Raw genomic sequence first — 25,830 nt, forward strand, 5'->3', positions numbered from 1 at the left:
GCCGGGGTGCCGTCCCCGGCCGGGGCGGCGTGCCACCCGTCGTCGGCGGCCGAGGCGGAACCGGCCAGCGGGCCGAGCAGGGCTCCGGCCCCGGCGGCCGCGCCGAGGCCGAGCAGGGTGCGCCGCGAGACGTTTTCAGGCATGCGGAATGATCCTTCCCCCGTGGAAGCTGATGCCCGACACTCCACCACACCCCGCCGCGTCCGCGCACCACCGCGAGGCCGGCCCCGCACAAGTGGAACGGTGGCCTTCCGGTCAGGGCCGGTCGGTGAGGTAGCCGCCCATGGCGGTGAAGTACTCGAGGGCGGGCAGCTCCTGGCCGTCCGCGGTGCGGACCCGGGTCACGGCCAGGCCGTGCGCTCGTCCGGTGCGGGCGTCCGGCCCGGCGACGATCACCACGCCGTCGTCCTCGCGGTAGAAGATCCGGCCGGGGGTGCCCCCGTACCGCTGCTCGGAGACCCGGGCCGCGAGGATCTCCAGGCGCCGGCCCCGGTGGTGGGTGAAGGCGGCGGGGTAGGGCGCCGACTGGGCCCGGACCAGGCGGTCCAGCTCCTCGGCGCTCCAGCGCCAGTCGATCCGGATGTCCTCCTCGGCGCGCTTGTGGAAGAAGGTCGCCCGGGAGCGGTCCTGCGGGGTGAAGTCGGTGCGGCCGGAGGCGATTTCGGCCAGTCCGTCGACGGTGATCGGCCCGAAGAGCTCCAGGGTGCGGTGGAACAGGTCGGTGGTGGTGTCCCGCGGGCCGACCGGCACGGCCCGCTGGAGCACGATGTCCCCGGCGTCCAGGTGCTCGTCCATCAGGTGGGCCGTCACGCCGACCTCGGGCTCGCCGTTCAGCAGGGCCCAGATCAGCGGGGAGAAGCCCGCGTACGCGGGCAGCAGCGAGTCGTGCACGTTGAGCGTCCCGTGGCGCGGGAGCTGGAAGATCCGCGGCGGGATCAGCGTGCGCCAGTTGGTGGCCACGATGACGTCCGGGTCGGCCTCCTTCAGACGGGCGTAGAGCTCCTCGTCGTCGGGCCGGTTGCGGATCACCACCGGGACGCCGTGGGCCTCGGCGAGCTCGGCGACCGAGTCGCTCCAGATCTTCTCGTAGGCGTGCTCGCTGGCGGGGTGGGTGACCACCAGGACGACGTCGTGCTCGGACTCCAGGAGCGCTCGGAGGGTGCGGTGGCCCCAGGTCTGGTAGCCGAACATGACGACCCGCATGGAGGTTCCTCCTCGGAAGGGACGGTCGGATGCGATCAGTAAAGCAAGGCTTACCTAAGTTGTGCAACGAAGGCGAACTCCAGCCACGGAATGGCCAGTTGTCGACGGGTCAGTTCGGGGAGATCGCAGGCGGGCACTTGCACATTAACTTAGGCTTACCTAAGTTTGGCTCTGTTTCCGCCTCGAAGGGAAGACCGTGCACCGTTCCGCAAGACGCCTCCCGCACGCGGCCGCCGCCGCTCTCGCCGCCCTCACCCTGGCCGCCTGCGGGAGCGGCACCACGCCCGCCGCCGACACGGCCCCCAGCACGACCGCAGGCGCGGGCACGGGGTTCCCCGTCACCGTCCAGCACAAGTACGGGAGCACCGAGATCAAGGCCGCCCCCAAGCGGGTGGTCACCCTCGGCCTCTCCGACCAGGACGCGGTGCTCGCGCTCGGGGTCAAGCCGGTCGGCGCGGTGGACTGGTTCAAGGAGAGCCCGTACGGCAAGTGGCCGTGGGCCAAGGACCTGTGGGGCGGCACGGCTCCCCAGGTGGTCGGCGAGCGCGACGAGTACGCCATGGAGAAGATCGCCGGGCTGAAGCCCGACCTGATCATCGCCCAGTACTCGGGCATGAAGCAGGAGCAGTACGACACCCTGCGGAAGATCGCCCCGGTGGTCGCCCAGCCCAAGGAGCACCAGGACTACGCTGCGCCCTGGCAGGTGATGACCCGCCAGATCGGCAAGGCGCTCGGCAAGGAGGCCGAGGCCGAGCAGAAGATCACCGCGATCGGCGAGCGCTTCAAGGCCGTCAAGGCGCGGCACCCCGAGTGGGCGCAGCAGACGCTGGCCGTCGCCGACAGCTTCGAGGCGGGGAAGTACTCGGCCTTCACCCGGACCGATCCGAAGGCGATCTTCTTCAACGAGCTCGGCTTCAAGCTCAAGCCGGAGATCGACGCCCTGGCCAAGCCGGGCTGGAACGTCGCCGAGCTGAGCGCCGAGAAGCTCGACGTGCTCGACGCCGACCGCCTGGTCTGGGTCACCTCCAGCGCCGCGGCCAACGAGCGGATCAAGGGCGAGCCGCTCTACCGCAAGCTCAAGGTGCAGCAGGAGAAGCGCGACCTCTTCGTCCCCTACACCGACCCGGACGTGGGCGCGGCCTTCTCCTTCAACACCGTGCTCTCGATCCCCTACGCGATCGACCAGATCGAGCCGCTGCTCAGCCCCAAGCAGTAGCAGCCGCCCGGGCGCCGCCGCCCCCGGACGCACCGTCACCGGCCCATCCAGAGAGGCGTACCACCATGTCTGCTGCCGAGTCCGACCCGACGGCACCCGCCGGCCTGCCGATGACCGGCGGCCAGCACGGGATCTGGCTCGCCCAGCAGTACGAACCGGAGGGCACCGCCTTCCACGCCGCCTACTTCCTGGACCTGCACGGGGCCGTGGACCTGCCGCGGCTCGCCGCGGCAGCCCGCCGGGCGGTGGAGGAGGCTGAGTGCCTGCGGGTGCGGTTCGCCCCCGGCCCGGTCCAACTCCCGGACAGCGCGCGGGAGATGGCCGTGCCGGAGGTGGTCGACCTGCGGGGCGACGGTGACCCGTACGGGGCGGCGGAGGCGTGGATGGCGGCCGACCGGGTGCGGCCGATCGACCTGGCGGCCGGGCCGCTGCACCGGCACGCGCTGCTCCGGCTGGCCGACGGCGTGGTGCGCTGGTACCAGGTCTACCACCACATCGCGGTGGACGGCACCGGCGTCGCGCTGATCACCCGCCGGGCCGCCGCGCTCTACGACGACCCGTCGGCCCCGGTGTCCGACCCGGACTGGCGGCTGGCCCGACTCACCGACGCCGAGCGGGCCTACCTGGCCTCGCCCGCCCACGAGGCCGACCGCGCCTACTGGCGCGCCAAGCTGGCGGCCCGCCCGGAGCCGGCCCGCCTCGCCACGGCCCGCCGGTCCGCACCGGCCGACGGCGAGCCGGGGGGCTCGACCGCAGGCACCGGCGGACCGGGGGCCCGTCCGGGCGGGACGGACCTCACGGCGGACCAGGGCACTCAGGGCGGCACCGGAGTGGCGCAGGGCGGCACCGGGGCGGGGCAGGGCGGCCAGGGTGGCGCCGGCGGGCCGGGGGAGCAGGACGGCACCGGCCGGGTGACGCCCGGTCAGGGCGGTGGCGCCGGTTCGGCGGAGCGCCGGAGCGCCGGCTCGGCCTCCGCCGCCACCGCCCCGCGGGTGACCCGGCACGTGGAGCTCGGCGCCGAGCGGGTGGCGCGCCTGCGGGCGGCCGCGCGGGCCATGGGCGTGCGGACCTCCCGCCTGCTGGTGGCCGCCGTCGCGGCCTATCTGCACCGCAGCACGGGGGAGAACGACCTGCTGGTCGGCCTGCCCGTCGCCGCCCGGCCGGACGGCGGGCGGGCCGAGGTGCCCGGGATGCTCTCCAACATCCTGCCGCTGCGGCTCACCGTCCGCCCCGCCACCACCCTCGCCGAGCTGGTCGCCGAAGTGGCGGACGGCATCGCCGAGTTGCTGCCCCACAGCCGCCTGCGCGCCGAGGAGCTGGCCCGTGAGCTCGGCCTCGCCGAGGGCGTCGCCGCGCTCACCGGCCCCACCGTCAACGTCCTCCCGGTCGGCACCGGCCTCGGCTTCACCGGCCTCGCCCCGGAGTTCCGCCCGCTCTGGCTCGGCCCGGCCGCCGACCTCGCGATCACCTTCGGGGAGACCCTGGCGGGCGACGGCATCCGCCTCGACCTCGCCCTGGACGCCCCGGCCGACGCGACCGCGCAGGCCGAGCTGGCCGGTCACCAGCGACGCCTGCTGCGCGTCCTGGACGCCCTCACCGGCGACCCGGACCTGCCGGTGGCCCGGATCGAGCTGCTCTCCGCCGCCGAACTCACCGAACTGCTGGAGGAGTTCGGCGCCGACCCGGTGGACAGCCCGGAGCTCAGCTGGCCCGCGGCCTTCGAGCGCCAGGCCGCCCGCCGCCCGGACGCGACCGCCCTGGTCTGCGAGGACCAGCGGCTGAGCTACGCCGAACTCGACGCCGCCGCCAACCGCGTGGCCCATCTGCTGCTCGCCCGCGGCGTACGCCGGGAGGAGCCGGTCGGCCTCGCCCTGCCCCGCTCCGCCGAGCTGGTGGTGGCGCTGCTCGGGGTGCTCAAGGCCGGCGCGGCCTACCTCCCGCTGGACGCCGACCACCCGCGCGAGCGGATCGCGTACATGCTGGCCGACGCCGGGGCGCGCACCGTCCTCACCACCACCGCGCTCGCGCCGGAACTCCCCGCCGGCGTCGAGGCCCTGGACCTCGAGTCCCCCGAGGTCCGGGAGGCGCTGGCCTCGGCGCCGTCCACCTCCCCGGGCGTGGACATCGCCCTGGACGAGGCCGCCTACGTGATCTACACCTCCGGCTCCACCGGCCGTCCCAAGGGCGTCCTGGTCCCGCACGACGGCATCGGCAGTCTGATCGCCACCGCCACCGAGCGGATCGGCGTCACCGAGCACAGCCGAGTCGCCCAGTTCGCCTCGGTCGGCTTCGACGTGACGGTCTGGGACCTGGTGATGTCGCTCTGCGTCGGCGGACAGGTGGTCCTGGTGCCCGCCGAACGCCGGGTCGCCGGGCCCGCGTTGACGGAGTACCTGACCGAGCACGGGGTCACCCACATGATCCTGCCGCCCTCCCTGGTGGCCGCCCTGCCGCCGAAGTGCACCCTGCCCGAGGGCGCGGTGCTGGTGGTCGGCACCGAGGCGGTACCCCAGGAGCTGGTGGCCCGCTGGGCCGGCCGGCTGCGTGTGGTGGTCGCGTACGGACTGACCGAGGCGAGCGTCAACTCCACGCTCTGGCCGGCCACCTCCGGCTGGAGCGGGCCCGTCCCGATCGGCCGCCCGGACCCCAACACCCGCTGCCACGTGCTCGACCCGGCGCTGCGCCCCGTCGCGGTCGGCGTCGAGGGCGAGCTCTACGTCTCCGGGCGCGGCCTGGCCCGGGGCTATCTCGGCCGGTACGGGCTGACGGCCGAACGCTTCGTCGCCGACCCCTTCGGCGAGCCGGGCGGCCGGATGTACCGGACGGGGGACCGGGTCCGCTGGCGGGCCGACGGGAACCTGGAGTTCCTGGGACGGGCCGACGGCCAGGTGAAGATCCGCGGCCACCGGATCGAGCCCGGCGAGGTGGAGAGCGCCTTCATGGCCCGCCCCGGCATCGCCCAGGCCGCCGTGCTGGTCCGCGAGGACCACCGGGGCACCAAGCGGCTGGTGGCCTACCTGGTGGGCGGCCGGGACGCGGTGGCGGCGGCCCGCGCCGCGGTGGCGGGGGAGCTGCCCGAGCACCTGGTGCCGAGCGCCGTGGTGGTGCTGGACCGGCCGCTCCCGCTGACCCCCAACGGCAAGCTCGACCACCGGGCGCTGCCCGATCCGGACTGGACCGCGGGAGGCGGCGACGCCGGTTCGGCGCCGGGCAGCCCGCTGGAGGCCACGCTCGCGAGGCTGTTCGGCGAGGTGCTGGCGCTGCCCCGGGTCGGGGTGCACGAGAGCTTCTTCGAGCTGGGCGGCGACAGCATCGTGGCCATTCAGCTGGTCAACTCCGCCCGCGAGCACGGCATCGGGCTCACGCCCCGGCAGGTGTTCCGGCTGCGCACCGTCGCCGCGCTGGCCGCCGCGGCCACCCCCGTCGGGACCGGCTCCGCGGCCCCGGCGGTGGTGCTCGACCCGGAGGCGCTGCCGGTCTCCCCGCTCCAGGAGGGGTTCTTCTTCCACGCCGCACTGGACGGCGCCGCGCAGGACGGGTACCTCGTCCAGGAGGTGCTGGAGCTGGCCGGGGCGGTGGACGGCGAGCGGCTGCGCGGGGCGCTGCGCACCGTGCTGGAACGCCACCCGCTGCTGCGGGCCGGCTTCCGTCAGCTCCCGGACGGCCGGGTGGTGCAGCGGATCGAGCCGCTCGGCGAACTGCCGTGGCGCGTAATCGAGTCGGGCGGGGCGGCCGACGGGCCGGGCGGCGGCCCCTTGGAGGCGGCGCTCGCCGAGGACCGGGCCGCCGGGCTCGACCTCGCGGTGCCGCCGCTGCTGCGGGCCACCCTGCTGCGGACGCCGGGCCGGACCAGGCTGCTGCTGACGCTGCACCACATCGTGGCCGACGGCTGGTCCGTGGCCCTGGTCCTGCGCGACCTGCTCGCCGCCCACGGGGGTGCCCCGCTGCCGCCCGCGCCGTCCCCGGACGGCTACCTCGGCTGGCTGGCCACCCGGGACCGCGAGGCCGCCCGCACGGCCTGGAGCACCGTCCTCGCCGGCCCGCCCGAGCCGCTGAAGCTGCTGGGTGATGCAGTGGATCCCGCCGCCCCGGGGACGGTCGAGGTCCGGCTTCCCGCCGAACTCACGTCCGGGATGGCCGAGTTCGCGCGGTCGCACGGCCTCACCCTGAGCACCGTGCTGCACGGGGCCTGGGCCGTCCTGCTGGGTGCGCTGACCAACCGTGAGGAGGTGCTGTTCGGCACCACCGTCTCCGGCCGCACCACCGAGGTGGCCGGCAGCGCCGAGCTGGTCGGGCTGTTCAGCAACACCGTCCCGGTCCGCGTGCGACTGCGCCCGGAGGAGCCGCTCTCCGCCCTGCTGGCCCGCTTCCAGGACGAGCAGAGCGCCCTGCTGGACCACCAGCACCTGGGCCTCGCCGAGCTGCAACGGATCGGCGGGGGCGGCGAGTTGTTCGACACCCTGGTGGTCTTCGAGAACCACCCGACGGCGGCCCTGGACGCCCGGCCCGCCGAGGACGGCCTGCGGATCACCGGGGTCGAGGTCCGCGACGCGGTGCACTACCCGCTGGCCCTGGTGGTGCTCCCCGGGGAGGAGCTCGAACTGCGGCTCAAGCACGACGGCACCAGGATCACCGCTGCCGGGACGGCCGCGCTGGCCGCCCGGCTGACGGCCCTGCTGACCACGGTCGTCACCGCCCCCGAACTGCCGTTGGCCGCCGTCGACCTGCTCTCCGACCGCGAGCGCTTCCAGCTCGCCGCGCTCAACGCGACCGCCCACCCGGTGCCCGCCACCACCCTGCCCCGGCTGATCGCCGAGCAGACCGCCCGGACCCCGGACGCACCTGCCGTGGTCTCCGCCGACGTCACCCTCTCGTACGCCGAACTGGAGCGCCGGGCCGAACGGTTGGCCAGGCAGCTGCGAGCGCGGGGAGCCGGTCCGGAGCGCCACGTCGCGATAGCCCTGCCGCGCTCGGCCGAGCTGATGACCGCCCTGCTCGGCGTGCTCCGCTCCGGCGCCGCCTACCTCCCGCTGGACCCGGACCACCCGCGCGAGCGGCTCGCCACGATGGTGGCCGACTCCGGCGCCCGTACGGTGGTCACCACGGCCGGGGTCGAGCTCCCCGAACTGCCGGGCGTCGAACGGCTGCTGATCGAGGACCTCGACCAGGAACCCGAACCCGCCCCGGCCGAGGCCACCCCGGTTGAAGCCGGGCCGGACCACCCTGCCTACCTGATCTACACCTCCGGATCCACCGGGCGCCCCAAGGGCGTGTCCGTCACCCACCGCGCGATCGTCAACCGGCTGGCCTGGATGCAGGACCGCTACCGGCTCGACCCCACCGACCGGGTGCTCCAGAAGACCCCGTCGGGCTTCGACGTCTCCGTATGGGAGTTCTTCTGGGCCCTGTGCGAGGGCGCCGCGGTGGTGCTCGCCGAGCCCGAGGGCCACAAGGACCCGGCCTACCTCGCGGAGCTGGTCCGGGCCGAGCGGATCACCACCCTGCACTTCGTCCCCTCGATGCTGACCGCCTTCGTCCAGGCGACCCGCGCAGCGGGCGGGACCGGCTGGGCGGGCAGCCTGCGCCGGGCCTTCGCCAGCGGCGAGGCGCTCGGTGGCGAGACCGCCCGCGGTTGGGCCGAGGTCTCCGGCGGGGTGCCCCTGCACAACCTCTACGGCCCGACGGAGGCGGCCGTGGACGTCACCCACTTCGACGTCCCCCGTGTCGACGTCCCCCACGTCGGGACCGGGACCGCAGCCGGCCCGGTGCCGATCGGCCGCCCGGTCTGGAACACCAGGCTGCACGTGCTGGACGGCTTCCTGCGCCCCGTCCCCGAGGACGTCCCCGGCGAGCTCTACCTGGCCGGGGTCCAGCTGGCCCGTGGCTACCTCGGCCGGTACGGCCTGACGGCCGAGCGCTTCGTGGCCGACCCGTTCGGCGAGCCGGGCGGCCGGATGTACCGCACCGGGGACCTGGTGCGCCGCCGGCCGGACGGGGAGCTGGAGTACCTGGGCCGGACGGACCGTCAGGTCAAGATCCGGGGCCAGCGGATCGAGCTGGGGGAGGTCGAGGCCGCGTTGGCCGCCCTGCCCGGGGTGGCGCGGGCCGCCGTGATCGCCCGGGACGGTGTGCTGCTCGGCTACGCGGTGCCCTCCGGAGCGGTGCTGCCCGGCACGGTGCTCGACGGGACGGCGCTGCGCGTCGCGCTGGTGGAGGTGCTGCCGGCCGCCCTGGTCCCGCAGGCGGTCGTCCCGCTGGCGGAGCTGCCCCTGACGCCCAGTGGGAAGCTCGACCAGCGCGCCCTGCCCGACCCCGGGCCCGCCACCGGGTCCGCCGCAGGACGGGCCACCGTGTCCAGGGAGCCCCGCACCTCCCTGGAGCGCGAGCTCTGCGCCGTCTACGCGGAGGTGCTGCGGCTGCCCGAGGTGGGGCCGGAGGACGACTTCTTCGTGCTGGGCGGCGACAGCCTCTCCTCCATCACCGTGGCCACCCGGGCCCGCGCGCTCGGCCTGCCGGTCGGCCCGCGCGAGGTCTTCACCGCCCGCACCCCGGCCGCCCTGGCCGCTCTCCTGCCCGCCCCCGACGAGTCGAAGCCGACCCCCGAGCCGGAGCCCGCCACCGCCGTGACCGAACCGACCGACCTCACCCTGGGCGCCGCCGAGGCCGCCGCCCTCCAGGCCCTGCTCGCGCAGCAGGGCAGTGCCGACCCGGCGCTGCAGGCCCTGCTGGCCAAGCTCACGGCGGCCGCCGGGGCCCCGGCCCCGGCTCCGCTGCTCGACCTGACGGGGGAGGAGCGTGCCAGGGTCGAAGCCGTCGCCGGACGGGCCGTCGGCGAGGTCTGGCCGCTCTCACCGCTCCAGGAGGGCATGTACTTCCACGCCGGCTACGACAGCGGGGACGCGCTCGACGTCTACCTCTCGCAGGAGACCCTGGAGCTGGATCACCGCCTGGACACCGACCGGCTGCGCGCCGCCTGCCGCGCCCTGCTGGAGCGCAACCCCGGCCTGCGGGCCGGCTTCACCGCCGACGGCGTCCCCGACCCGGTCCAGTACCTGGTCGAGCAGGCCGAGATCCCGCTCGCGGTCGCCGATCTCGCCCACCTCCCGGAGGCCGAACAGGTATCCCGCGCGGCCGAGTTGGTGGCCGAGGACCGGCGTCGGCGCTTCGACCTGACGGCCCCTCCGCTCTGCCGCCTGCTGCTGCTCCGGCGCGGCGGCGGCCGGGACACCCTGGTCGTGACCCACCACCTGATCCTCTGGGACGGCTGGTCCGCCTGGCTCTTCCTGGAGGAGCTCTTCACCCTCTACGCCCGCTCCGGCGACACCGCCGGACTTCCGCGGCCCGGCTCCTACCGCGAGCACCTCCGCTGGCTGGCCGATCAGGACTCCGAGGCGGCCCTCGACGCCTGGGCCCGAGCCCTCTCCGGCCTGACGGAGCCCACCCTCACCGCCCCCGCCGGCCGCGACGGCGGCCCGGTCATCCCCGAGGACCACCACGCCCTGCTGGACGCCGGCGCGAGCGAGCGCCTGCGCGCCGCCGCCCGCGCCCACGGCCTCACCCTCAACTCCCTGCTCAGCGCCGCCTGGGGCCTGACCCTCTCCGCCCTGCTCGGCCGCTCCGACGTGGTCTTCGGCACCGCCGTGGCCGGTCGGCCCGCGGAGGTGCCCGGGGTGGCCGGGATCATCGGGATGTTCCTGAACACCGTGCCCACCCGGATCGCGCTCCGCCCCGCCGAGCCGGTGCCGGAGCTGCTCCGGCGCCTCCAGACCGAGCGTGCCGAGCTGATGCCGCACGAGTACCTCGGCCTCGGCGCGATCCAGCAACGGACCGGCCACCGAAGGCTGTTCGACACCCTCTTCGTGCTGCGCTCCGCCGACGGGGAGGAGCGCGCCGCCGCCCTGCGGGCCCAGCACGGCATCACCGCGGTGGGCAACGTGGACGGCACGCACTTCCCGCTCACCCTGATCGTCACCCCCGAGGCCCGTCTGCGGGTCACCCTGGCCGCCCGCCCCGACCTCTTCCCGGCCGAGACCGCGCGCACCGTCCTGGACCGCTACACCACCGTGCTGGCGCGCCTCGCCGAGGGCCTGGAGACCGCCGCGCCCGTCGGGCGGCTGGACCTGCTGCTGCCCGGCGAGGCCCCCGACACAGCCGGTACCCGCGAGCCCCTGCCGGACCGCACCGTGGCCGAACTGCTGGCCGAGCAGGCCGCCCGCACCCCCGGCGCGACCGCCCTGGTCAGCGGCGGACAGCGCCTCAGCTACGCCGAGTTGGACGCCGAGGTCAACCGCCTCGCCCGCCTCCTTCTCTCCCACGGCGCCGGCCCCGAGCGCGTGGTGGCCCTCGCCCTGCCGCGCTCCGTGCGGACCGTGGTCGCCCTCTTCGCGGTGCTGCGCACCGGCGCCGCCTACCAGCCGCTGGACCTCGACCACCCCGCCGACCGCCTGCGGCTGATGCTCGAGGACACCCGCCCGCTCTGCCTGCTCACCACCACCGAGGTCGCCCCGGCCCTGGCCGGAACCGCCGAGCAGGTGCTGCTCGACCACCCGGACGTCCAGGCCGAGTTGGCCGCCCTCCCGGCCGGGCCGCTCGCCGACGTCCCCGGCTTCGAGCCCGGCCGCCCCGGCCGGCTGGAGCACCCCGCCTACGTCATCCACACCTCCGGCTCCACCGGCCGCCCCAAGGGCGTGGTCACCCCCTACCGGGGTCTGACGAACATGCAGCTCAACCACCAGCGCGAGGTGTTCGCCCCCGCCGTCGCCTCGGCGGGCGGGCGCCGGCTGCGGATCGCCCACACCGTCTCCTTCGCCTTCGACATGTCCTGGGAGGAGCTGCTCTGGCTGGTCGAGGGCCACGAGGTGCACGTCTGCGACGAGGAGCTGCGCCGCGACGCCGAGCAGCTCGTCGCGTACTGCGACCGGAACGCGGTGGACGTGGTGAACGTCACCCCCACCTATGCCCAACTCCTGATCGAGCACGGCCTGTTGGAGGGGCACCGACCCGCCCTGGTGCTGCTCGGCGGCGAGGCCGTCCCGGACGCCGTCTGGCACCGCCTGCGCGAGACCGAGGGCACCTACGGCTACAACCTCTACGGCCCCACCGAGTACACCATCAACACCCTCGGCGGCTCCACCGCCGACAGCCCCACCCCCACCGTAGGCCGCCCCATCCGCAACACCCGGGCCCACGTACTGGACGCCATGCTGCGCCCGGTCGCCCCCGGGGCCCCCGGTGAGCTGTACATCGCCGGCACCGGCCTGGCCCGCGGCTACCACGACCGGCCCGGGCTGACCGCCGCCCGCTTCGTCGCCGACCCCTTCGGCGAGCCGGGGGAGCGGATGTACCGCACCGGCGACCTGGTGCGCCGCCGCCCCGACGGCCTGCTGGACTTCCTCGGCCGCACCGACGACCAGGTCAAGATCCGCGGCTACCGGATCGAACTCGGCGAGGTCGCCGCCGCCCTGACCACCCATCCGGCCGTGGCCCGGGCCGCCGTCGTGGTCGGCGAGGGCAGGCGCCTGGTCGGCTACGCCGTCCCGTCCGGCCCGGTCACCCCCGAGGAGCTCCGCGCCCACCTGCGCACCGTGCTGCCCGACTACATGGTGCCCGCCGTGACCGTCCTGCTCGACGCCCTGCCGCTGACCGTCAACGGCAAGCTGGACACCCGCGCCCTCCCGGCCCCCGACCTCGCCGGCCTCACCGGCCCCGGCCGCGCCCCGCGCGACGACCGCGAACGGGCCCTCTGCGCGCTCTACGCCGAGGTGCTCGGCCTGCCCGAGGGCAGCGTCACCGTCGACGCCGACTTCTTCGACCTCGGCGGCCACTCCCTGCTGGCCACCCGCCTGATCGGCCGGGCCCGGGCGGTGCTCGGCGCCGGCCTGGCCATCCGCGACCTGTTCGAGGCGCCGACCGTCGCCGACCTGGTCGCCCGGGTCGACGCGGCCACCGGCGCGGAGCGTCCGGCGGCCCGCCCGGAGCTGGTGGCCGCCGTCCGCCCCGCCGAGCTCCCGCTCTCCGCCGCCCAGCAACGCCTCTGGCTGATCCAGCAGTTGGAGGGCACCTCCGCCGCCTACAACTTCCCGCTGGTGCTCCGGCTGCGCGGCCGCTTCGACCTCGCCGCCTGGACGGCCGCCCTCGCCGACCTGACGGCCCGCCACGAACCGCTGCGCACCCTCTTCCGGGTCCGTGACGGCCGCCCCCACCAGCACGTGCTGCCACCCGCAGAGGCCCGGCCGGAGGTCACGGTGGTGCCCGCCAGCGAGGAGCTGCTGCCCGACCTGATCGCCGCCGCCGTCGCCCGCCCCTTCGACCTCGCCGCCGAACTCCCGCTCCGCGGCGAGGTGCTGGAGATCGACCCGGAGGACCGGGTGGTGGTCCTGCTGCTCCACCACATCACCACCGACGAGTGGTCCGACCGCCCGTTCCTGCGCGACCTCACCACCGCCTACGCCGCGCGCCGCTCGGGCCTGGCCCCCGCCTGGGAGCCGCTGCCGGTGCAGTACGCCGACTACGCGCTCTGGCAGCGTCGGCTGCTCGGCGCCGACGACGACCCCTCCAGCCTGGGTTCCGCCCAACTCGCCCACTGGAAGCGGACACTGGCGGGTGCGCCCGAGGAGCTGGAGCTCCCGACCGACCGCCCCCGCCCCGCCCGGCCCGGCTTCCACGGTGCCGACCTGGCCGTCGAGCTCGCCCCGGAGACCCACCACGCCCTGCGCGCACTCGCCCGCGAGCACGGCGCCAGCATGTTCATGGTGCTCCACGCCGCCGTCGCCGCACTGCTGCACCGGCTCGGCGCCGGCACCGACCTGCCGATCGGCGCACCCATCGCCGGGCGGGACGAGGAGGCCCTGGACGACCTGGTCGGCTTCTTCGTCAACACCCTGGTCCTGCGCACCGACCTGACCGGCGACCCGAGCTTCGCCGAACTCCTCACCCGGGTCCGCACCACCGACCTGGCCGCCTTCTCCCACGCCGACCTGCCCTTCGAACGCGTCGTCGAGGCGGTCAACCCGGCCCGCTCCACCTCCCGCAACCCGCTCTTCCAGGTGATGGTCGGTCACCACACCCGCACCGACACGCCCCTGGCGCTGGACTGCCTGCGCGCCGAGTACGTCCCGTACCCGACCCGGACCGCCAAGTTCGACCTGGTCTTCAGCTTCACCGAGCAGCTGGGGGAGCGGGAGCGGCTCGGCTGCCGGATCGAGTACGCCACCGAGCTCTTCGACCGCCGCACCGTCGAGGAGCTGGCCGCCCGGCTGGAGCTGCTGCTGGCCGCCGTGCTCGCCGACCCGTCCCGACCGCTCTCCCACGCGGACGTCCTGCGGGAGGGGGAGCGCGAGCTGGTGCTGGAGACCTTCAACGCCACCACGCGCCCGGTGGACGAGCTCACCCTCCCCGAACTGTTCGCCGCCCGGCTGGCCGAACGGCCCGACGCCGTGGCCGTGGTGGACCGCGGCCGGGAGGTCGGCTACGCCGAGCTCGACGCCCGGGCCGCCCGGATCGCCGCCCTGCTGGCGGCCCGGGGCGTCGGAGCGGAGAGCGTGGTCGGCGTCGCCGTTCCGCGCTCGGCCGACCTGATCGCCACCGTGCTCGCGGTGCTGCGGCTGGGCGCCGCCTTCCTCCCGCTCGACCTCGCCCACCCCGCCGACCGCCTCACCCACTTCCTCGGCGACTCCGCCGCCACCCTGGTGGTCACCACCGAACCGGTCGCCGGGAAGATCCCGCCCGTCGCCCCGCTCCTGCTGCTGGACGCCCCGGCCGTGGCGGCCGAGCTCTCCGCCGCCGAACCGGCCGCCCCGGTGCGGGTGGCGCTCGACCAGGCCGCCTACGTCATCTACACCTCCGGCTCCACCGGCCGGCCCAAGGGCGTCGTCCTGCCGCATGAGGGCATCGCCAGCCTGGTCGCCACCGCCGTGGACCGGATGGGCCTGACCGCCGACAGCCGCGTCCTCCAGTTCGCCTCGGTCGGCTTCGACGTCTTCGTCTTCGAACTCGCCATGGCCCTGTGCCACGGCGGCCGCCTCGTCTTCGTCCCGGACGAGGCCCGGGTGGCCGGCCCCGCGCTCACCGACTTCCTGGCCGAGCAGCGCGTCACCCACCTGATCCTGCCGCCCTCGCTGGTCTCCGCCCTGCCCCCCGGCTGCGAACTCCCCGAGGGCTCCACCATCCTGGTCGGCACCGAGACCGTCCCGCCGGACCTGATCGACCGCTGGGCGGGCAGCGTCAACCTGATCGCCGCCTACGGCCTCACCGAAGCCACCGTCAACTCCACCCTCTGGCCCGCCACCCGCACCGGCCGCCGGACCGGCCAGGTCCCGATCGGCGCCCCCGACCCCAACACCCGCTGCTACGTGCTGGACGACGCCCTGCGCCCCGTCCCGCCCGGGGTGGTCGGCGAACTCTACGTCGCGGGGCGGGGGTTGGCCCGTGGCTACCTCGCCCGCCCCGGCCTGACCGCGACCCGGTTCCTCGCCGACCCGTTCGGCGCCCCCGGCGCCCGGATGTACCGGACCGGGGACCGCGCCCGCTGGCGCCGGGACGGGAACCTCGACTTCCTCGGCCGGGTGGACACCCAGGTGAAGATCCGCGGCTTCCGGATCGAACTCGGCGAGATCGAGGCCGCGTTGACCGCCCACCCGTCCGTCGCCCAGGCCGCCGTGCTCCCCGACCGGCGGGGCGACATCGTCCGCCTGGTCGGGTACGTGGTCCCCGCCGCCGGGCAGCCGTTCGACCCCGCCGCCCTCCGGGAACGCATCGCCGCCGCGCTCCCCGAGTACATGCTCCCCTCCGCCCTCCTCCCGCTGGACGGCCCGCTCCCACTCACCCCGAACGGCAAGCTCGACCGGGCCGCCCTCCCCGCCCCCGACTGGGCCGACCTGACCGGTGCCGACCAGCCCGAGGGCCCGGCCGAGCAGGCGGTCGGCCGGATCTTCCGCGAGATCCTCCGGCTGCCGGTCGTCGGCCGCCACGACGACTTCTTCGCCCTCGGCGGCCACTCGATGGCCTCCATGCGCCTGGTCGGACGCCTACGGGCCGAACTCGGCGTCGAGCTGGGCATCCGGGACGTCTTCGACGCCCCCACCGTGGCCGGCCTCGCCGCCAAGCTCACCCCCTCGACCACCGCCCGCCCCGCCCTCCTGCCCGCCCCGCCCGCCCCCTCCCCGCAGCCCCTCCCGCTGGCCCCGGTCCAGCGCTGGCACGCCAGCCCGGTCCACCCCGGCTGGGACCACGCCCTCGTCCTCCGCTCACCCGGCGGGCTGTCCCGGGCCGCGCTGGCCGCCGCGCTCGCCGACCTGGCCGAGCGGCACGCTCCGCTGCGGACATCGGCCGGAGAGGGCGGTCAACTCCCGGTTCCCGGGCCCCGCCTGGAGTACTCCGCCTGCCCCGACCTGGAGGCCAGGATCGCCGAGCTGGCCACCGGCCGCGCCGTCTTCCCCGACGGCGCCCCGCTCCGAGCCCACCTGCTGACCGACCCCACCGGAGCGCAGGCCGTCCTGCTCACCCTGCACTACCTGGCCGTGGACGAGTGGTCCGTGGTCCCGCTCCTGCGCGACCTCACCGCCGCCTACGCCGCCCGGCTCGGCGGCACCGCCCCCGACTGGGCGCCGCTCCCGGTGGACTACACCGACTACACCCGCTGGGCCCACGCCGTGCTGGCCTCCCACGACCTGGCCGCCACCCAACTCGCCCACTGGCGGCAGACCTTGGCCGGAGCCCCGACCCGCCTCGCCCTCCCCGCGGACCGTCCGGCCCCGACCGTGCGCACCCACCGGGCCGCCCACGTCCCCTTCGTCCTCGACCCGCGCCTGCGCCGCGCCGTCGACCGCCTGGCCTCGGCCACCGGCACCAGCATGTTCATGGTGCTGCACGCGGCGCTCGCCACCCTGCTCACCGCCCACGGGACCGGCACCGACCTGCCCATCGGCGCCAAGGTGGCCGGCCGCACGGACGACCAACTCGCCGACCTGGTCGGCTGCTTCTTCAACACCGTCGTCCTGCGCACCGACACCGGGGGCGACCCGAGCTTCGCCGAACTGCTCGCCCGGGTCCGGGAGACCACCCTGTCCGCCCTCGAACACCAGGAGCTCCCGTACGCCGAGGTGCTCCAGGCCACTGACCTGGCCGGCCACTCACCTCAGGTCATGGTCATCCACCACGAGGCCGCCGAACTCGCCGTCCTGGAGGGCGGAGTGGGTACCCTCGAAGCCGTCCCCACCGGTTGGACCCCCGCCGACCTCACCCTCAGCTTCCACCAGCCGCGCGGCGACGGCGAGGTGCACTGCGCCCTGATCCACGCCACCGACCGCCTCGGCCCCCGGAAGGCCGCCGCCCTGGCCGGCGAACTCCTCACCCTCCTCCGGACCGCCACCGCCAACCCCGACCTCCCACTCACCGTCCTGGCCGCCCTGATGACCACCCCCTGCACCGACTGAGGAGCCCACTCCCGTGACCACCAACCCGTTCGACGACCCCGAGGCCGACTTCCACGTCCTGGTCAACGCGGACAACCAGCACTCCCTCTGGCCGGCCTTCGCCCCCGTCCCGCCCGGCTGGACCAGCATCCTCGGCCCCACCACCCGCGACGCCTGCCTCACCCACATCGAGTCCCACTGGACCGACCTCCGCCCGGCGGGCCTGACCGCCCGTCAGTCCTGAGGACGTGGGCGTGGAAAGGACGTTGAGCGGGCGGGAGGCCTCGGAGGCCGTCGGCGATCTCGGGTGGCGGTTCCTGCTGGGCGCGATCCGCACCTCGGTCCCCGTCGGGTCGCTGGCCGAGGGGGTCGCGGTGGCGGTGGGTGCGGTGGCGGTCTGCGGGGAGGACGCCGACGGGCACCTGCGGATCGACGCCCGCCCCGGGCGGGTCGTGCTGACGCTCCAGTCGCTGGAGGAGGCCGGCGTGACGGCGCACGACGTGGCGCTCGCGGGCCGCATCTCCGCCGCCGTGGCGGAGTCCGGGAAGCGGACGGACCCCGAGGTCGGGGTGGGGGCACCGCGGTCGGTGCAGGTGCTGGAGCTGGCGATCGACGCGCTCGACATCGTGGCGATCCGGCCCTTCTGGAAGGCGGTGTTGGGCTACGCCGACGAAGCGAAAGCAGACGGTCCGCAGGATCCCCTGGTCGACCCGGTCGGGCAGGGCCCGGCGATCTGGTTCCAGCAGATGGACCAGGCGCGCCCGCAACGCAACCGCGTCCACTTCGACGTCTGCGTCCCGCACGACGAGGCACCCCGGAGGGTCTCGGCGGCCCTGGCGGCCGGCGGGCACCTGGTCTCCGCCGCCCGGGCGCCGGCCTTCTGGGTCCTCGCCGATGCCGAGGGCAACGAGGTCTGCGTGACTACCTGGCAGGGCCGGGACGGATAGCGGAATTCGAACTCCGGGTGCGGAACGATCTGTTGACGAAGCAGCTGGGGCGCGGCAAGACTGGGCGGCGGTCCCGTGCCGTGCGGGGCCGGGGTTCGTTCCCACTTGTCAGGAGGACCGTATGGAAGCTCCGACCGTACAAGCGCTGCCGGCCGACGCCACGTTCGGCGACGCGGAGTTCGACCTCGTGATCGGCGAGCTGGAGCAGGACGCGCCGAAGGGCCAGCCGCAGAACGGCACCTGTATCCGCGTCTACTGCTCCTTCTAGCAAGTGACGGGGGAATCCACTGCGGAGGCAGAGTTTCCCCCCTCCGAGGAGAATCGGGTGCCGCCGAATTCGGTGGCACCCGACCTCTTGTCGTGGGAATTCCAGTGGCAGGGCAGGTCGGCGGCGAGGCGTGCGGCTGCGACCACCCGGTGAGGGGCTGAATGGAACTGCGCGACCCGGGCGACACTGTCCCCGCGCCCGAACTCCCGCTCACGACACGGCGGTTGCTGACCGCGTTGGCCGACGGCCGGGCGGGCCGGGCGTTCCCGCCCGCGGTCGTGCCCGGGCCGGAGGGCACGCTCGCCGTCGAGCGTCCGTTGGGCGGCCCGTCCGACGCACGGGCGCTGGCGCACGCGCTGTCCGATCCCCGGTTCGCGCCGCTGCACGAGGCGCTCCGGCGGATCGACGCCTGGTCCGCGCAGGCCGCCGCCGAAGCCCGGCAGGTCGAACCGCGGCTGCTGCGGCCGGAGAACGCCGAGGTGTTCGGCCCGCTGCTCACCGAGGCGCTGGAGGCGTGTGTGGCCGGGCCGACCGAACGGGCCGCGGCGTCCACCGCCGAACGGGTGGGCCAGTACCTGGAGTTCCTGACACTGTTCCTCGAACGGCTGGCCCGCGACCAGCCCGCCGACCGCCGGGTCACCGGCCTGTGGGCGCACGGCGAGGAGACCCACAACGGCGGGCAGCGGGTGGTGCGGGTCGAATTCGCCGACGGCGGCCGGCTCGCGTACAAGCCGAGGCCGGCGACGGGCGAGCTGCTGTTCCTGGCCACCGAAGGCTCGCTGTTCGCCCTGATCAACCAACTGCCTCCGGTGGCGGGGGAGATCAGGCTCCCCACGATGCGCGTGCGGCAGGGCAGCGGGCCGGACCGGCCGGACCACTCGTGGCAGGAGTGGATCGAGCCGCCGCAGGCCTGGGGCGTGCTGCGGGCCGAGGGCCCGCTGAGTCTGCGCGGCGCCGTCCTGGAGCCCGGAGCGGCGGACCGCTACTGGCATCGCGCCGGTTCGCTGGCCGCCGCCGCGTTCGCCTTCGGGATCACCGACCTGATCGGCGGCAACGTGCTGATCGGGCAGCGTCCGGAGGACGGCGAGCCGCTCCCGTACCCGGTCGACCTGGAGTCCTACTTCGGCGCCGTGGACCGCCTGTTCGGGACCGGGTTGATCGCCGACCCGGCGGTCTCCACCCACCATCACGCCGGGCTGGAGTCCCTCCCGCGCTGGTGCGAGCCGGACGGCCCGGCCACCTGCTGGTACCCGCAGCCCGACGGCTCGCTGCGGCTGGAGCGCCGGACCCGCTCCTTGACCAGGACCGAGACCCGCGCGGTCGTCGGCGACACCGCGGGTCGGGTGGGCTACGGCCCGTACCTGCCGGCGCTGCTGCGCGGCATGTTCGACGCCTGGACGCTGATGTGCCGTCACCGGCCCCGGATCGCCGAGTTCATCGGGGAGCGGGCGGCCGGGCACGTGGTCCGGGTGATCGCCCGGCCGACGGCCGAGTACCCCGACGGTGGCGACGTGCCGTTCACCGAGGCCGAGTCGGCGCAGCTCGCCCGGGGCGACGTCCCGTACTTCTTCCGGACGGCCGACGGCGGCCCGCTGCTGGCGATGCGGACACCGCCCGGCGGCGGGCTGCGCGCCGAGCCGGCCGAGGCACCCGCGTGGGGCGAGGACCGGCCCTGGCCGCCGGTCGCCGCCGTCCGCGAGGGCGGCAAGCTCGACCTCGCCGGGCTCGGCATCGCGCTGCGCGACGCGGTCGAGTACGTGCACCCCGCCTCGTCGGGGCCGGGCGAGCTGGACGATCCGGGGCGCGGGGTGCGGCTCGTACGGCGCGGGCCGCGCGAGGGCGAGGTCTCCTTCGACTGGCCGCAGGCGGGCCGCCGCATCACCTACTCCTGGGACGAGGCGAAGCTGCGGCTGCGCATCGACCCGCTGATCAGGACGGCCGGCCCGGTCGATCCGACGGCACGGGAGGGAGCGGTCGGTGCGGGCCGGCAGGACGGGCCAGCAGCCCAGGACACCGCTTCCGCCACCGCTTCCGCCTCGGCCACCGCGTCCGCCACCGCCGACCTCGCGGAGGCGGGTGGGCGGCAGGCCCGGTCGGGTGCGGAGATCCGCGAACGGTTGCTCCGCTTCGACCGGCTCGACGCCGCGCTGCGCGGACCCTGGGCGGCGGGGGGCTTCACCGACACCGAACTGGAGGCGCGGCTGGAGCGGCTGACCCGGGCCGGGATCGCCTGGCTGCGCGGTGTGGTCGCCGAGCACGGCTGGCCCGGTCACGGCCTGGTCGGACCGGAGGCCGCCACGGCGGCCGGCGCGCTGCTCCAACACCACGAGGGCGATCTCGACTTCCGGCGCGCCTGCCTGACGCTGATCGAGGCCGCCGCCGAGGCGGGCGACATGCTGCCGCGCGACGCGGCCTACCTCACCGATGCGGTGCGCCGGGCCGAGGGCCGGCCGCAGTTGTACGGCACCAAGTTCGAACGGGCCGCGACCGGGGAGCTACGGCCCTGCCCGATCGAGGACGAGGACCGGGTGGACGAGCGGCGCGCCGCCGCCGGACTGCAGCCGCTGGCCGCCTACGCGGCCCTGCTTGCGGCGAAGTACCCGCCACCCGGCTCGGCACCCGGTTCGGCACCCGAGCCGTGGTCCGTGTCGGGAACCGGCTCGGCAACCGGGTCGGCGTCAGAGCCGGCTCCCTCGAAGGAAGGGGTGCGGGCGTGAGCGCGACCGACTGGACCGAACTCCTCGCCCCCGCCTGGGGCAAGGAGCCCGCGCTGCTCAAGGCCGCCGCTCCGACCGACCCGGATCACCTGCACCGGACGGTCGTCGCCGCCTGCGCCCCGTTCCGGGCCGGCACCGTGTTCCGGACCTTCCCGCAGGTCCGTCTCCACACCGCGCTCGGCTGGCTCGGCGCGCCCGGCCGACTGCTGCCCGACGCCGAGGATCCGACCCCGGCGGCCTACCGGGCCCGGCTGCGCCGCGGGCCGGCCGGCAGCGGCCCGGACACCGGATTCCTGCTGAGCGTCCGTCAACCGCTGCACACCGACTACGCGCTCTGGACCTCCGTCCGCGACGGCCTGGAGCGGCTGTGGCAGCGGGTCGGCCTGCCGTGCCTGCCGGTCGAGGCCGAGCTGACCGAGGGGGACGACCACACCAGCCTCCGCGGCCTGGCCGCCCCGTCCGACCACGCCGTGCTGACCTGGGTGCTGGGCGGCACCCTGGAGGCCGAACTGCAGGAGGCGGACGGGTCGTTCCGGGTGCTGCGGGCCACCGCCGGCGAGCTGCTCCACTGGCCCGAGGGGTCCCGCTGGCGCGAGCGCCACCTGGACGGCTGCCTGACGCTGCGGATCTCCGTCCCGCGCGCCCCGCACCTGGCGGCCGGAGCCGTCAAGAACCTGCTGGCGGAGGAGGTCCGGGACCGCCTGGAGTACGACGGCACGGTGCCCTGCCTGCCCTACCCGCCGCCCGACGGCGGACCGGCCGCTCCGATGCTCGCCATCGGCGAGGCGGCCCGGGCCGCGGCCGGCGGACCGGAGCTGCCCGCCGCGCTGCGCACCCGCTGGGCGGCCTGGCGCTCCTCCGCCGGGCTGGAGCCCGCCCCCGAGCCGCGCGAGGACGTGGCCCTCGCCCCCGGACAGCGGCTGCGGGTGGTGCGGGAGGTCCTCCGGCAGCCGGACGGGCCCGCCCGGCGGATCTGGGCCGTCAACGGGCACGCCTTCCCGATCGGCGGGGCGGCCGGCGAGCTGATCGCGCAGGAGCTGACGGTCGGGCGGGAGTTGACGCTCGCCGAGCTCTGCCGGGCGGTGGGTGCGGACGAACGGAACGCCGCCGTGACCGCGCTGCTGCGCAAGCTCTACCGGCTGCGCGCGATCGAATTGACCGAGTCGGCAGAGTCTTCGGAGCCATCAGAGTCATCGGAGTCATCGGGGTCGGCCGAGCGGGCCGAGGACGGCGGGGTGGACGGATGACGACCGCACGCACGAGCGAACTGGCCGTCGTCCAAGGCCCGCTCGACTGGGACGAGTTCGCCACGCGCTACTGGGACCGGTGCCCGGTGCTGATCAAGGCCGTCCGTCCGGTGCCCTACGAGTTGGGCGAGGTCTTCGCCACCGCCGCGCTCGCCACCCGGCCGCCGAACCCGTACCTGATGCCGCCGAACGCGCAGTTCGCCGTCGGCCGCTTCCAGCAGTCCGAGCCGGCCGGCTGGCTCCCGCGTGCCGAGGACGCCACCTTCGGTGGCTACCGGTCGCGACTGGACGGGGAGTTGGCGGCCTTCTCGGCGGAGCGGCGGTACGCGCTGACGGTGCACGCCTTCCACGCCTTCCATGCCGGACAGTGGGAGCGCCAACGCGCCTTCTTCGAACCGCTCTGGGAGCGCACCGGGTTGCCGCTGTCGGGGGCCATCACCACGCTCTTCCACGGCAACTACGAGCACACCCCGGTCGGTGTCCACAAGGACCGCTTCGCGACCTTCATGTTCGCGCTCGAAGGCCGCAAGCGGATGCGGTTCTGGCGCGAACGCCCGTGGACCGGTCCGGTGACCACTGTGCTCGACTACCAGGCGTACCTAGAGAGTTCGTTCACCGCCGAGCCCGAGCCCGGCGACCTGCTGTACTGGCCGTCCGACTACTACCACGTCGGCGAGAGCGTGGACGGGGGGTCCGCCACCAGCGTCAACGTCGGCGTGCCGCGCGAGGCGCACCGCGCGGTCTACGACGTGGACGACCTGCTGCTCGGCCGGACGGCGGAGGCGATGGTCGACCCGGACGCCGGTCTGGCGGGGCTTCCCGCCGCCACCGCCCCGCTCTCGGTGCCCGAGCCGCCGGCCGACGGCGCACTGCCCGAGGCCCTCGAACAGACCCTGCGGGTCTTCCAGGAGTACCGCGACCCGGCGCGGATCCAGGAGCGGGTCACCGCCCTCTCGCTCCGCAACCTGACCGCGGCGGGCCTGACCCCCGCCCCGCCCCCCGAGGCCCCGCGACCGCTCACCGACCACACGCTGGTCCGGGCCCGCACCCGGGTTCTGCACGCACCGGTGGGCGGAGCACAACTCTGCGCCGCCAACGGGCACGTGACCGGCACCGCCCTGGCACCCCACCACCTGGACGAGCTGCTGCACCGCCTGGCCGCCACCGAGTCCGCCCCGCTCCCGGTGGGCGAGCTGCTGTCCCCCCTCCCACCCGCCGCCCGGACGGAGGCCCGCCACCTGCTGTCGGCCCTGGAGAGCTTCCGCGCCCTTGGCCGGTTCCAGAACGCTGATGAAGATGTTGGGTAATCGGCCGAGCGGCCGATCTCCCACCCCCCTTGCAGCCGGGAGTCGTCCGCGTCGGGATCACGCTGTTGATCGCACGGCGTCGAGGAACTGGCCGACTCCTTCGACGTGTTGATGCCCGCTCACTGCGGGAGCGAGGTCACTGATCTGACGGATGCAGCGGGTGGACCCGGTGTGCCGGGCGAGGAGCAATGCCTGATGTGCGGTGGTCGCGCCCTGGTCGACCTCGCCCTGGCGAAGGAGGCTTTCTGCCTCGTAGGCGAGGAACACCGCGCGGGTCTTGTCGCGGGCGGTGGGCAGCAGGGTGACGCCTTCGGTGATCTGGCGGTGGGCGGGGCCGGGTTCGCTGAGGTCGATGAGGCAGCGGCCTGAGTCGACGGCGAGGTCGGCGGGGCTCATCCACGAGCACCAGGCGGGCGCAGCGGTGGTGGCGACGTTGAGGGAGTGTTCGGCGGCGTCGAGGGCGCGTCGGCAGGCTCGGGCCTCGCCGGTCATGGCGAGGGCGCGGGCGCGGCGCAGGTTCAGCAGGGAGCGGGCAGTGGGGTCCTGAGTGCGGGTCAGGGCGTGGTCGAGCACCTCGACGGCGGGGGCGCCCCGGCCCAGCCACATGCTCTGGTAGGCGAGGTCGGAGAGGATGCCCGCGCCGCGGTCGGTGTCGCCGGCGTGGTGGGCGGCGTGCAGGGCCGCGGTCCAGTACCGGGCGGCGGCGGAGTGGTGCTCGTGGTCGAACTGGTGCCAGCCGATGGTCTGCGCGAGGGAGGAGGCCAGCAACTGGAGCCGCACGCCGGTCTGTTCGCTGTAGGAGGCGCTCTCCAGGAGGCCCACGACGGTGTCGTAGTAGGAGTCCAGCAGCGGGGCGGTGTGCCGGCGGTCGGCGGTGGCCAGGGAGGTGAGCTGGTGGACGCTGGTCTCCAGCCAGTCGGCGATCTCCGGGTCGACGGTGCGCCCGTCGGTGGCCGTGGCGGCGAGGGCGGGGTCGAGGGTGGCCCACTGCTGGGAGAGGGTGATGAGGGCGGCGGGCGCGAGGCCCAGGAGGGTGCGGCGGTTGAGCAGGGCGCGGTGTCGGGCCTCTCTGAGGGCGGCCACCGTGGCCCCTGTGCCCAGGGGGAGCGGTGCTTCGGTGCCGGGCAGCCAGTACGGCCGGCCCAGGACGGTGACGTGTTCGGGGTCGATGCCGAGGGCTTCGGCCATCAGCAGCTGAGACCACTCGCTCGGAGAGCGCGCGGTGGGCCGCTCCCAGGCATACACCTGCTGCCTGGTGGTGCCGGCCCGGCGGTCGCGGCGGCGTGCGGCAGCTCTCATCGCCACCGCCAGGTCGGTCATCGACATGCCCCTCAAGGCCCGGGCGACGGTGATCGGGTGCTGGAAACCCTGCGCGTCCACGGTCCCCATCTCAGCATCAGCCGGACCCCGGGCGCGCCGAAACGAGCGGGTTCCCTTACGCCTCCATGACGGCTGAACCCTGTTGCGCCGCAAGGAGGTTCGGTTGTACTCGCACCTCCGGGTCGATCGGCCCGCGTGATCGAACGACTGCTCGGAGGTTGTGGTGGACGACGTGGTGACCGTTGCGGTGAGCGGCGCGGATAAGACCGGCAGGACGAAGCAGCTGGGCATCCTGGCCTGCCGCCTCGGCGCGGTGGCCGCCCCGGCCGGGCCTGCCAGCTGCTCACCCCGTTCGCGGCCGAGCTGGAGGCGGCTGAGGCCCGGGAGCGGGGAGTCCTGCTGCTGCACGACGAAGACCCCGAGGTCGGTACCCACCTGAGCCGGTCCCACGAGGCGAGCGTCACCGACACCTACGCCGCCTACCAGCAGAACCTGCACCACCAGATCCACCGCCTCGCCGCCGCGGGCCGCTTCGCCGAGGTGATCGTCGTCGCCGGGCGGCCGGTCGTCGCCGTCCAGGACGAACTGCGCCGCCTCCTGCACCCGCACGCCCCGGCCATCCCCGCCGGGTGTCTGCCCGGAGTCGGCGTCGTCGGGCTCGGCGGCCTGTCCGAGAGCGGCAAGAGCACCATGGGGGAGTACCTGAGCACCTGCCACGGCCACGACCGACTCAAGATCGACTACCTGATCGAGCAGGCCGCCGCCCACGCCGGCATCACCGACCCCTATGCCCTGCCCCCGGTGGTGCGCGCCGAACTGCTCCTGGACGGACTCGACCGCTACGCCGCCGCCCACCACTACCTCACCCGCATCACCATCGAGTCCCTCCACGAGTACGACGTGACCGCCGAGTTGCGCCGGATGCTCGGCGGCCAGCTGACGGTGACCTACGTCGACACCACGGCCGAGGTCCGCAAGCGGCGCGGAACTGCCGGGGCGGCCGACGTGGAGGTCCGCGACACGGTGAAGAAGGCCCGGGGCGCGGACAGGATTCGGGAGATCGCCGACTGTCCGGAAGGAAGGGGAATGCCCAGGCGCCGCATCGCGCGCCTGGTGCGCCAGGCCGGCCTGGCAGGGCCGCACCGTCGACGGCGGCAGCGCACCACCGTCCCCGACCCGCACGCCGCCGCCCGG

Annotated in this window: 10 protein-coding genes and 1 pseudogene; 9 read left to right on the top strand and 2 right to left on the bottom strand. The window is 75.0% G+C overall.

Annotated elements, in window-relative coordinates; all coding sequences use genetic code 11:
- Positions 1-255 precede the first annotated feature (255 nt).
- Entirely contained in the window at positions 256-1,203 is a 948-nt protein-coding gene (locus ACWEPF_RS35655) for a methionyl-tRNA formyltransferase (protein ID WP_452175854.1), read from the bottom strand.
- Between the two features lie 196 nt (positions 1,204-1,399).
- On the opposite strand from ACWEPF_RS35655, the gene ACWEPF_RS35660 reads away from it, so the two are divergent.
- The 8 genes from ACWEPF_RS35660 (at position 1,400) to ACWEPF_RS35695 (ending at position 23,316) form a co-directional block, all read left to right on the top strand.
- Entirely contained in the window at positions 1,400-2,419 is a 1,020-nt protein-coding gene (locus ACWEPF_RS35660) for an iron-siderophore ABC transporter substrate-binding protein (RefSeq protein ID WP_452175855.1), read from the top strand.
- Positions 2,420-2,484: 65 nt separating this feature from the next.
- Positions 2,485-16,851: an amino acid adenylation domain-containing protein gene (locus ACWEPF_RS35665; protein ID WP_452175856.1), complete on the top strand. Its 14,367-nt coding sequence runs from the start codon at positions 2,485-2,487 to the stop codon at positions 16,849-16,851.
- 13 nt (positions 16,852-16,864) lie between these two features.
- Positions 16,865-17,074, top strand: a complete 210-nt coding sequence (locus tag ACWEPF_RS35670; RefSeq protein ID WP_452175857.1) for an MbtH family protein — start codon at positions 16,865-16,867, stop codon at positions 17,072-17,074.
- A gap of 10 nt (positions 17,075-17,084) precedes the next feature.
- Entirely contained in the window at positions 17,085-17,777 is a 693-nt protein-coding gene (locus ACWEPF_RS35675) for a VOC family protein (RefSeq protein WP_452175858.1), read from the top strand.
- 121 nt (positions 17,778-17,898) lie between these two features.
- Positions 17,899-18,045 carry a hypothetical protein gene (locus tag ACWEPF_RS35680; RefSeq protein WP_452175859.1) on the top strand — a complete coding sequence of 49 codons (147 nt, stop codon included), beginning with the start codon at positions 17,899-17,901 and terminating at the stop codon, positions 18,043-18,045.
- Positions 18,046-18,206: 161 nt separating this feature from the next.
- Positions 18,207-20,762, top strand: a complete 2,556-nt coding sequence (locus tag ACWEPF_RS35685; protein ID WP_452175860.1) for a DUF4135 domain-containing protein — start codon at positions 18,207-18,209, stop codon at positions 20,760-20,762.
- Positions 20,759-22,009 (top strand): hypothetical protein, encoded by a 1,251-nt coding sequence (locus ACWEPF_RS35690; RefSeq protein WP_452175861.1) that lies wholly within the window; start codon positions 20,759-20,761, stop codon positions 22,007-22,009. Before ACWEPF_RS35685 ends, ACWEPF_RS35690 begins: the two co-directional genes overlap by 4 nt.
- Positions 22,006-23,316 (top strand): JmjC domain-containing protein, encoded by a 1,311-nt coding sequence (locus ACWEPF_RS35695; protein WP_452175862.1) that lies wholly within the window; start codon positions 22,006-22,008, stop codon positions 23,314-23,316. Before ACWEPF_RS35690 ends, ACWEPF_RS35695 begins: the two co-directional genes overlap by 4 nt.
- A 57-nt stretch (positions 23,317-23,373) precedes the next feature.
- Here the strand turns inward: ACWEPF_RS35695 and ACWEPF_RS35700 are convergent, their stop codons facing one another.
- Positions 23,374-24,696 (bottom strand): XRE family transcriptional regulator, encoded by a 1,323-nt coding sequence (locus tag ACWEPF_RS35700; protein ID WP_452175863.1) that lies wholly within the window; start codon positions 24,694-24,696, stop codon positions 23,374-23,376.
- A gap of 480 nt (positions 24,697-25,176) precedes the next feature.
- On the opposite strand from ACWEPF_RS35700, the pseudogene ACWEPF_RS35705 reads away from it, so the two are divergent.
- Positions 25,177-25,830: pseudogene (locus tag ACWEPF_RS35705) on the top strand (nucleotidyltransferase domain-containing protein); the annotation flags it as partial.

This window comes from Kitasatospora sp. NPDC004289 (genome assembly GCF_053602875.1).